Genomic DNA, 11072 nt, shown 5'->3' with positions numbered 1-11072 from the left:
TATATGCCCTTGCCTAAGGATGATATAGAAATTGAACAAGCACTACTTCAAAAGGCAGAAGCCCACCCAGAAGAAGGCTTTTGGAAAGCTTTTGACCGATTAAAAGGAGAAGGTTATTATTGGAACCATAAACGGGTACACCGTGTTTATAAAGCTTTAGGATTACCTCTAAGACGTAAGGCTAAAAAACGTTTGCCAGCGAGAGTAAAAGAACCTTTAGATATCCCTAAAACACTTAATCATACTTGGAGTATGGATTTTGTTACTGATGTGCTTGAAAATAAAAGGCGTTTTAGGGCTTTTAATATTATTGACGATTACAACAGAGAGGCATTGCATATTGAAATCGATTTTTCTTTAACCAGTAACCGAATTGTCTGGGTTTTGAACCATTTAGTAAATAAACGAGGGAAGCCTGAAAAAATACGCATGGACAACGGTCCTGAGTTTATTGCCAATATTACATCTGAATGGAGTGAGATGCATGGTATTATATTTCAATATATACAACCAGGAAAACCTACCCAAAATGCTTTTATTGAACGCTTCAATGGTTCTTACAGAAGAGGTGTGCTTAATAGATATATTTTTGAGACTATAGATCAAGTAAGAGAGCAAACTTCCTTAGAGGCTAGACGTGATTATTTCAGTAAACGATTTAAAACCGTCGTTAAAGATCATTTTGGTTTTAATCAGGATTATGGTTTATATAGCTTTAGACATACCTATATCACGAAAGTCTACAGAGCACTAGTAAAAGAATCGTCACCATTTGCAGCTAAGAGTAAACTGATGCAAATAACTGGACACACCACCATGGGAGCTCTTGAAAAGTATTTGCGAGATATTGATGCCGAACTGCCAGAGGATTATTCACAATTGTTAAATACTAAAGCATGACCCACGGCAATGATTTAGAAGTGTTGGTACAAGGTATATACCGACCAAGCCTGTTTTATATCCCCAATAATATTTTCCCGGATTTAACCCCAGAACAGGAAAAGGAATTTAACGACTATAGAGTAATAAATGCTGTAGGGGTTTTAAAAGCTAATGGTGATACCACCTATGCTAATAAATGCTCACCAACGGTTGAGCTCTTAAGCAAACCAACCCAGCTTGAAAATAATGTATATCAGTTACAGAAACTAAGAGACGAACTTTCAAAAGAGACATTTGATTATTTGCTTGGGGAATATCAAAAACATATACTTACCTGCAAGTATGTTTATGATTGGTTATTAAACAATACCAATGAAGCGATTAACGAAGTTACAAAGGAAGAATTAAGCTTGTTTAAACTACAATTAGATTGGATTAGTAGCCATATTGATAAAGTTCAGGCTGTTTTTTGTTTAGATAGAAAACAAACAGAAGAAACTCCAGAAGAATTAACAGAACTTCCCAATTCGGTTTTCAATAACAAAGCCTATAACAATATTTTAAAGAAAGAGAACTTATCGAAAGATAAACCTACTAAAGTTAAAAAGTCAAAAAAGGCAAATTTACCTAGCGAACAAGATGTTGATGCCTATCTTTTAGAAGCCGTGTTTCAAGTCAAGTTAAAATAATAAACATCAAACTAAGCACCCAAAAATTATATGAGTAAAGAATACCCCGTAAAGAATACTGATCCATCAGTAAATTTACGTCTGTCGCAAGAATTAAAAGATACCATACAAGCCGAAGCAGGGAAGAGAAATCTAACTGTTTCAAAATACTTAAGAGAGTTGTTAGAGCAGATTTATAGCGGTGATTATTGCAGGTATGAAACGCTAAAAGATAAGGTTGAAAACTTTTTGTTTTGCAAAGACTTCGTGCAGCTTGTGGTCTGGATTTACAGCAAACGCTATAATAAAGAAAAAACAGAATCCAAAGAAGAGCTAGATAGGTATATCGCCACCTTAAAACAAGTTCATACTCATGTTCCGGATTATCTTGTTAAAGAGTTTGATAAAGTACTACAAGATGTTATGAAAGTAAGGTATGAAGAAAGTGAATATTCATATCAAAGTTTTTGGTTTTTAGAGAGTGGTTTGGATAAGAGTAGATTTAATTTAAAGCTTTTAGAGCAGTTTCTTTTAGATGATGAATCATTAAGAGACTAACAAATTGGGGTAAACTACATAGTAAACCAATCAAAATTATAACTAAATTTCTTGTGATATTTTTTGTGATAAAAAATTATCACAAAATAAAATTAGGGGTGGTGTAAATTGCAATTGTAGTCAATAATTGCCATTTTAAAGTGTTTTAGGGGGATTTGAGTAGTTGCACCCATTATTGGGTGTTTTTAATTTGTGTGATACAAAAAAAAGATTTTTTTGATAATTGGAAATCGATAGCTTCCTTATTATTCAAAAGGATTGAATTCATTAATCAAATGAAAATCTTAGAACTGAGATTTTGAATTGTTCTAATTTATAAATCATTTTTTTTGTTTTTTATTGCAAATTGACTTGGAGTTATCCCAAACTCTTTTTTAAAGCTTCTTGAGAAGTAGGATTGACTTTCTATTCCTACAGAAGTCATAATTTCACGCATCGATAGATCGGTTTCTATGATAAGGTGGGCTGCTTTTCGAAGGCGGTAATTTTTTATAAACTCTATGATAGAATTTCCTGTAATACTTTTTATTTTATTATACAATTTACTACGACTCATAGATACTTCGTTGGCAATATGGTTAACATCCATTTGAGGTTTGTCTAAATTTTTATCAAGAATGGAAATGAAAGTACGCATGAATTCACTTTCGCGTTCGTTTGTCGTAAGTTCATGACTTTGAGCAAAGAAATTTTTGGAGTAATATTCACGCATTTGCATTTGTTGCTTAAAGACATTTTTAACTGATAAAAGAAGGAGTTTAAAGTCTATTGGTTTTTCGAAATATATATCTGCTCCAGAATCAGCTCCTTCTAGTTTGCTATCAATACTTACTTTGGCTGTTAACAGAAGGAAAGGAATATGAGAGTAGTTAATATCTTCTTTGACTTCTTTACAAAAAGCAATTCCATCTTTTTCGGGCATCATTATATCGCTTATTATGAGGTCTATTCTCATTTTTTTTAAAAGATTTAATGCTACTAGACCATTTTCAGCCTCAATAATTTCGAAGTTAATAGATAAATAGTCAGAAATCATATTTCTAAGATCTTCGTTATCTTCGGCCAAGAGAATGCGCCTTTTATCCTTTACATAATTATTTTCTTGTGAGATTATTTCTTCCGAGGATTTTTGGATATCATAAGACTTATTTGCTATGGTAGGCTCTTTTCTGTTTGAGTCTTCAGGATTATTTAAGAATTCTGAATCTTTATAAATTTTTGGGTCTGTAGGGAAGCAAATTAAAAAGTCAGTTCCTTTATTTTCTTCACTATAGACTATTAGTTCAGCCTTATGTAACAAAATGAGACTTTTAACCAGAAACAATCCTATTCCCGTTCCAAAAATTGTATTGAACCCTTCAGAATTGGCCGTGTAAAATCTTTCAAAAATTTTGGGAAGGTTTTCTTGCGATATGCCAATCCCTGTGTCATTAATTGAAATGCAATAGCAGTTGTTTAGTAAATTCATTTCACCTAGATTAAATTTGTTTTGGTAGGATGAGTGAAACTTACTTTTGTTACTAATAGTTTTAATAGTTACTTGTCCACCCTTATTTGTGAATTTAAAAGAATTGTTAAGTAAATTCATAACAATTTTTTCAAGGATATGCTTATCAATAAATAAGAGGCTTGATAGATTTGGATCTAGTTCAATATTAAAATATATATCATGTTGATGAGCGTAATCTTTAAATCCGAAAGCAAAAGTTTCAATTTGTTCGTTAATATTAGCTTTGGTTACTTGGAGTGGTAATTTGCCGTTTTCTATAGCTTTAAAATCCATTAACTCATTGATAAGACCAAGAAGTCGTTTCGTATTTCCATTTAAAATTCTGTAATAATACTCTTTAAGTCCTTCATTTCTAAGTTTTTCTATAGAGGCGCTAATCAAAGAGAGTGGGGTTCTGAAATCATGAGAGATGTTTGTGAATAACCTTAATTGTGATTGATGAATTTCTTCTTGTTTTTCCTGATTAAGTTTATCTAGATAAAGTTGAAGTTTTAATTTTTTTTGAAAGCGATAGTATTTGAAAATAGTAAAAATTACCGAGCAAATAATTAGAAAATAAATGGTATATGCCCACCAACTTAACCATGGCGCCGGTAACTTATTTATGCTTATTCTAAGTGGGTCGCCCCAAATACCGTCGTTATTAGCTACGATAACTTCAAAAGTATAGTTTCCGGAAGGGACTTTAGAATAAAAGGCATTACGATTAAAGGCATCTACTTCTATCCACCGGTTATCATATTTTTTAAGTCTATATTTAAATCTATTTTTTTCAGGAACTAAATAGTTGTTAGATGAAAAGGTAAAGCCAAAATTAGACTGTTTGTAATTTAGTTCTATTGACTTAGGGAAGCTTATAGAGTTTTGATTGATTGATTTGTTTTTCGTTGTTGGATTTGAAGGGGTATTATCTATGTAAAAGTTAGAAATTATAGCTTTTGGTTTTATTATATTTTGATCAATATTTCTAGGGTTTACAATCGTGAAACCTTTCGTTCCTCCAAATAATAATTTTCCAGATTTATCAACAAAAGTTGAGAGAGGGTAGAATACCTGTCCTTGAACTCCATCTTTTTTGTCGAAACGAAAAAGTGAATTTGTAGAGGTGTTGTATTTGAATAAGCCATTATCTGTTCCCAACCAGATATTGTTTTCGAAGTCTAGTGAAATACTATAAATTGAAGATACTCCGAATTTTAATATTTCATCGAAGTTTTTAAAGGTATTTGTTTTCGTATTATATCTGTATAAGCCTTTGCCAATAGTGCCAATCCATAAATTCTCATTACCATCTAAACAAAAGGTTTGACCATAAAGTAATGAGTTGTTTGGTAGTTCAATTTTTTTTGTTTTTCCACTATCCTTATCGAAGGAATATAAATTATTATGGGTAAGAATCCATAGCTGATTATTTCCATTTTCACAAATGTCATAAATATAATGATAAGGCTCTTCGTCATCAATTTGGTAGTGATGGAATATGTCGTTGTTAATGGAGTATTTTGAAATTTCTAGGTTTTTATTTTGGTAAATTATCCAAAGATTATTCTTAGAGTCTAGTAATAACTTCCTGAGATTATTAACCAATATAGAGTTGTTGTCTCTTGTGTCATGTTCAAAATGTTTAAACTTTTTGTTTTTTTGATTGTAGTAACCGAGTCCTCCTCTAAATGTTGCAAACCAGAGATTTTTATTTTGGTCTATAAGTAAAGATTTTACATTGTTAGAGGATATCGTATAATTTTCATTTGAGTTTAAATAATAGTTATAGGTGCTCGTTCTTTTGTCAATTTGGTTTATTCCTCCACCTTCGGTTGCTATCCAAAGGCTATTGTCGTCTTCAGCAAATCCACTGACAAGGTTTTGATTTAAAGGACTGTTGGATGTAGAAAATGAAGTAAAGTGGTTTTTTTTATCAAGATTTACATAACAAAGGCCACCAGAATAGGTGCCTATCCATATATTTTTCTGTAAATCTTCTTCAATTGTCCAAATAGAATTATTGGGAAGACTAAAGGGGTCTGTTTTATCGTGTATATAATTTTTGCAAGTTTTATTTTTTGTATTGTAAACGAAAAGTCCTTTTTGAGATGCAATCCAAATCTTTTCATTTTTATCGGCTAAAATCATTTTTGGAAAAATGGATTCATTTAAGGGTTGGATTTCCTCTTCATTAATTATGTTTCCAGATGGAATATCCATTTTATAAAACGAGTTTTTTGCGGAAAGTAACCATAATGTATTATGGATTTTACAGGACCCTTTGATAAAATTATCATTCTTAAATGTATAAAAGGATGAGATTTCGTCTGTTTCATTGTTATATCTAAAAATGTTTCTGCCCCATGAAATAAAGAAAAAGCCTTTATTTTCGTTAATTACGTTTTGAACATTCGATAAAGGTTTCCCATTAAAAGAGAATTCGACAAAACGTTTGGTTAACGGATCATATTTTCCAAAATGGTTTGATTTGATTGCAAGTATTATATTATTTCTTGTAACCCATAATTGAAAAAAATCACCTTCTAAAACTTTTGTAAAAGAATCGGTTAATTTGTTATAAGTATAAAGACCACTTGATAGAGATACATAAAGTTGTCCTAGATTGTCAACAACAATACTTCTAAAGTTTTTTTCAAATAGATCTTCAGAATCTTTAAAATGATTATAGTATCGTTTGTAATTATAGCCATCAAAACGATATAAATCGTTTTCCATTAATATCCATATAAAACCATTTTGATCTTGTTTGATTTGTGCAATACCATCGTAATAGAATCCGCCTTCAGGAGAAAATGTATGAAACCTAAATTGGTTTTCCTGAGAAGTAACAATAGAGGATAGTAGAAGAAAAATAGTTAAAAATATAAGGAAGCTTTTAGATTTTAAATTAAGATTTGAATGCACTTTATAAGCTTTTTAATTACTCTTCGAATATACAATTTCAATTTTCTAGAATGAACATTTTTAATCGATTAAGTCAAATAGTGCAAAAGATTAGGCGAAATGGGCAAAAGTAGAAGTATGTGAAAGAATACATTTGTCAAAAACCAAAACTTAATCTCAATGAAAATAACCAAGTATTACGTTAAATTTGTTTCCTTTCTTTTGGTAGTATTAGTGTTTTATAACTGTAATTATCAAATAAAAAATTCTCAAAAATTAGTGAAAAGTGGAGAAACAAATTTATGTATTGATACAAATGGAATAACTGATGTTGCAAATAAATTAGCTTCTTGGCAAATACAAAATTTCTCATACAGTGAAACCCGAAACTTACATGATAATGGAATTGGAGCTTGGACTAATGCAACTTTTTATTTAGGGTTATTAGAATGGGCAAAAGCAAATGACTCCAACAGCAATAATAAGACATATATAGATTGGTTAAAAAATATTGGAGAAAAAGCAAATTGGGTTGTCCCTGGGAATTTTGAAAACTATCCACAATATCAATTATACCATGCTGACGAATTTTGTATTGCCCAATTATATCTTGGGCTTTATGATTTGTCTAAAGATGAAAAGATACTTTATTCTGTATTAAATAGAGCAAATTGGGTGATTAATAACCCAGGAAATTTGAATATGCATCATAGTAACAAGCAATCTTGGACATGGAGTGATGCTCTTTTTATGGCTCCCCCTGTGTATACCCAATTGTACGCTGTAGAGAAGGATGATAAGTATTTAGATTTTATGGATAAGGAATTTAAAAGAACTTATGATCACTTATATAGTAAGAAGGATAGTTTGTTTTTTAGAGATGATAGCTATTTTTCAAAAACAGAAAGTAATGGTGAAAAGGTTTTTTGGGGTAGAGGAAATGGTTGGGTAGCTTCAGCTTTAGTAAGAATCTTGAAGCAATTACCTCAAGATTCTGAGTATCGTTTGTTTTATGAAGAATTGTTTAAAGAATTTGTACCCAAGTTGGTTTCTTTGCAGGATTCATCTGGTTTTTGGCATGCCAGTCTTTTAGATCCAAATTCTTACCCAGCACCAGAAGCTAGTGCTACTGCTCTTATAGCTTATGCTATTGCCTATGGAATAAATAACGATGTTTTAGATAAAAAGACGTACTGCCCAATTTTAAATAAAACTTGGGGGGCTTTGCAATCTATTGTTGATAAGAATGGAAAATTGGGTTGGGTTCAGCCTATTGGAGCGAATCCTAAAAAAGTAAGTTCAGAAATGACAGCTACTTATGGAGTAGGAGCTTTTTTGCTAGCAGGTAGTGAAATCTATAAAATGAAACAGAATTTATTAAAATAATATTTCTTTCTAATTAAAAAAAGGAATAAGAGTATTTCAAACTAACAAATTAACTAAATCTATTAATTTATGAAACATGATTTTAAGCAGTCGCTCATAGGTGAATTTTTATCTATGAGGGGTATTTACTTACTGGCTTTTTATTTTATTTCTGTAGCATTTATTAATGCACAAGAAATAAAAGGAAAAGTTGTAGATGAGAACAATGTTCCCGTTCTAGGTGTAAACGTTATAATAAAAAATACAATCAGAGGAGTGACTTCAGATTTTGATGGGGGTTTTAGTATTGAAGCAGAAATTGGAGATGTTTTAGAGTTTAGCTATATAGGATTTAAAACAAAAGAAATTATTGTTGAAAACAGTGACTTTATTACGGTAAGCCTTCAGGAAGATGTAGCTCAGTTAGATGAAGTTGTTGTGGTAGGGTATGGTACCATGAAGAAAAAGGATTTAACAGGGGCTTTAGGGACTGTCGATGCAAAAAAATTAGAAAAGGAACAGCCTGCTACGGTACAAGATTTACTTCGTAATAACGTACCGGGGTTATCAATGGGTATTACCAATAGTGCCAAGGGAAATGCAGGTAATATTCTGATAAGAGGTAAAAATAATTTACGTGGTAGCACCACTCCTTTATTTGTCCTAGATGGTGTAATTTACCAAGGAGAATTGACAGATATCAATCCGCAAGACATAGAACGTATTGATGTGCTTAAAGATGCAAGTTCAGCCGCGGTTTATGGTGCTAAAGCAGCGAATGGAGTTATATTAATAACAACCAAAAAGGGTAAATCAGGAAAACCAGTCATTCGATTTTCTTCAATTTTAACAACAAACTTTGCGAATTCTCTTCCTGAGGTTTATCAAGGAGAAGACTATGTGTCTTACAGACAAGCTGTAATGAAAGCTCAGAATCCAGGAAAAGAGGATGGTTATTACGATAATCCGGATACTTTAAATAACAGGGATTTAGTTGATTGGATGGCTATAACCAATTCCAGTGGTAATCCTACGGCTGCATGGTTTACAAGGTTAGGGTTTTCCGATGTAGAACTTGATAACTATATAGCTGGTAATGTGTTAGATTGGAGAGATTTAACGTATAATACAGCGTATAGTAAGGATTATTCTGTTAGCGTATCAGGTCGTTCTGATAATTCGTCATATTACACTTCTTTAAATTATGTGGATAATGAGGCTAATTTAGTTGGAACAGGATATTCTGCTATTCGTGCTCGTTTAAATTTAGAATCTAAACCAAACGATTTTATTACTTATGGTATTAATACACAATTTACAAATAGGGATGAAGCTTACGTTAATGTTGGTGGTTATCGGCCATTATCTCCTTATGGAAGTTTATATGAAGATGATGGTGTAACTTATAAGTATTATCCAAACGACAATTTGAATGGGTATAATCCATTTATCAATAGAGAATATATTGATCGAACCAACGATATTAATGTTTTAAACTCTGCTTTGTATTTAAAGATCGATTTACCATGGGGTATTACAGCTCAAACAACCTATTCACCACGTTATCAATGGCGAAATTATTTAAATCATAAATCAACAGCACACCCACTTTGGGCTGATGCAACGGATACTGCTACTCGTACTAATTCAAAACAGTTTTATTGGCAGGTGGATAATACCATAAAATGGAATAAAGAATTTGGAAAACATGCTTTTGATATTACTTTTCTTGCTAACTGGGAAAAACTTCAGACTTGGTCGAATACCATGGTAAATAGTGGATTCCAACCTAGTGATGTTTTAGGAGCCCATGGAATTGAATGGGGAACAAACCCTAGAGTTTCAAGTAATGATACATATAGTACTGGAGATGCTTTAATGGGCAGATTACATTATAGTTATGATGATCGTTACATGATAACAGGAACGGTTCGTCGCGATGGGTATTCTGCATTTGGACAAGATAACCCTAGAGCTAATTTTCCATCGATAGCAGGTGCTTGGGTGTTTTCAAATGAAAGTTTTTTCCCTAAATCAAATGTTTTTAATTATGGGAAGTTGCGTTTATCATGGGGTTTAAATGGGAATAGAGATATTGGTATGTATCAGGCTCTTATGGAGTTGGATTCAAGAAAATATCTATACATAGATTCTAGTGGTCAACCAATAAGTATTAACGCTTATTATGCTTACCGCATGGCAAATTCTAAATTACAATGGGAGAATACGGAGTCTTATAATATTGGTTTAGATTTTGGATTTATCAATAATCGAATTAATGGAAGTATAGATCTATATCAAAAGAAAACAAATGATCTTCTTATTCAGCGTGATTTGCCGGACATAATCGGGTTTTCAAATGTTTGGAGTAACATTGGAGAAGTTGAAAATACAGGAGTTGAGTTTGCTTTAAATACAATTAATATTCAAAAAGGAGATTTCAAATGGGAAACATTTTTTGGCTTTTCACATAATACAAATAAAATCAATTCTTTACATGGTTTAATGGAGGATGTTTTAGATGGAGAGGGTAATGTTGTAGGTCAAAAAGAAGCTGATGATATTGGAAACGGTTGGTTTATAGGTAAATCAATTGATGAAATTTGGGATTATAAAATATTAGGAGTATGGCAACTCGGGGAAGAAGAAGAGGCTGCTTTATATGGGCAATCTCCAGGAGACTTTAAGTTTTTAGATAAAGATGGAAACTATAAGTATACCAATGTTGATAAGGAATTTCAAGGATCTAAAGTGCCTACAACACGTTTAAGTATGCGAAATACTTTTACAATGAAAAATTTCACTTTCTCTTTTAATATGTATTCATATTTGGGGCAAAAGAAATCATTTAACAGGGCTAAAAATGATGGGGCTTTAATTAATACCACAAATCAAATTATAACAGAGTATTGGAGTGAAGATAATCCAACAAATGATTATGCCAGATTAAGTTCTAAAGCTCCGAGCGGCATTAATTATAATGTTTGGAGAAAGGCAGATTTTATGCGTTTAGATAATATTTCATTAGGATATAAGGTGCCTGAAACCTATTTGAAACCATTGAAAATTTCAGATCTTAACTTAAATATGACTGTAAAAAATGCAGCTTATTTGAGTAACTGGCCAGGTGAAGATCCTGAAAATTCAGGTAGTAATACACCTATTAGTCTTTTGTTAGGATTTAATTTAACCTTTTAAAAAAA

Annotated in this window: 6 protein-coding genes; 5 read left to right on the top strand and 1 reads right to left on the bottom strand. The window is 31.8% G+C overall.

Annotation, left to right across the window (positions count from 1 at the left end):
• The 3 genes from ICJ85_RS15405 to ICJ85_RS15395 all read left to right on the top strand — a co-directional run.
• Positions 1-900: DDE-type integrase/transposase/recombinase (locus ICJ85_RS15405; protein ID WP_241739565.1), on the top strand; the 900-nt coding region annotated here is incomplete at its 5' end.
• A complete protein-coding gene (locus ICJ85_RS15400; RefSeq protein WP_188224695.1) occupies positions 897-1571 on the top strand; it encodes a hypothetical protein in 675 nt (224 codons plus the stop codon). The genes ICJ85_RS15405 and ICJ85_RS15400, both read left to right, overlap by 4 nt.
• 30 nt (positions 1572-1601) lie before the next feature.
• The gene (locus ICJ85_RS15395; protein ID WP_188224694.1) at positions 1602-2108 is read left to right on the top strand and encodes a hypothetical protein; all 507 of its coding nucleotides are present in this window, start codon (positions 1602-1604) and stop codon (positions 2106-2108) included.
• A gap of 313 nt (positions 2109-2421) precedes the next feature.
• Here the strand turns inward: ICJ85_RS15395 and ICJ85_RS15390 are convergent, their stop codons facing one another.
• The gene (locus ICJ85_RS15390) at positions 2422-6525 is read right to left on the bottom strand and encodes a two-component regulator propeller domain-containing protein (protein WP_188224693.1); all 4104 of its coding nucleotides are present in this window, start codon (positions 6523-6525) and stop codon (positions 2422-2424) included.
• A 159-nt stretch (positions 6526-6684) separates the two neighbouring features.
• Here ICJ85_RS15390 and ICJ85_RS15385 point away from each other — a divergent pair, with 159 nt between their 5' ends.
• Together ICJ85_RS15385 and ICJ85_RS15380 are read left to right on the top strand one after the other, a co-directional pair.
• The gene (locus tag ICJ85_RS15385) at positions 6685-7890 is read left to right on the top strand and encodes a glycoside hydrolase family 88/105 protein (RefSeq protein ID WP_188224692.1); all 1206 of its coding nucleotides are present in this window, start codon (positions 6685-6687) and stop codon (positions 7888-7890) included.
• Between the two features lie 69 nt (positions 7891-7959).
• Positions 7960-11067: a SusC/RagA family TonB-linked outer membrane protein gene (locus ICJ85_RS15380; protein WP_188224691.1), complete on the top strand. Its 3108-nt coding sequence runs from the start codon at positions 7960-7962 to the stop codon at positions 11065-11067.
• Positions 11068-11072 lie beyond the last annotated feature (5 nt).

Source organism: Aestuariibaculum marinum (assembly GCF_014596975.1).
Classification (GTDB): domain Bacteria; phylum Bacteroidota; class Bacteroidia; order Flavobacteriales; family Flavobacteriaceae; genus Aestuariibaculum; species Aestuariibaculum marinum.
The sequence above is the reverse complement of the archived record's forward strand: the minus strand, read 5'-3'. Positions and strand labels throughout refer to the sequence as shown.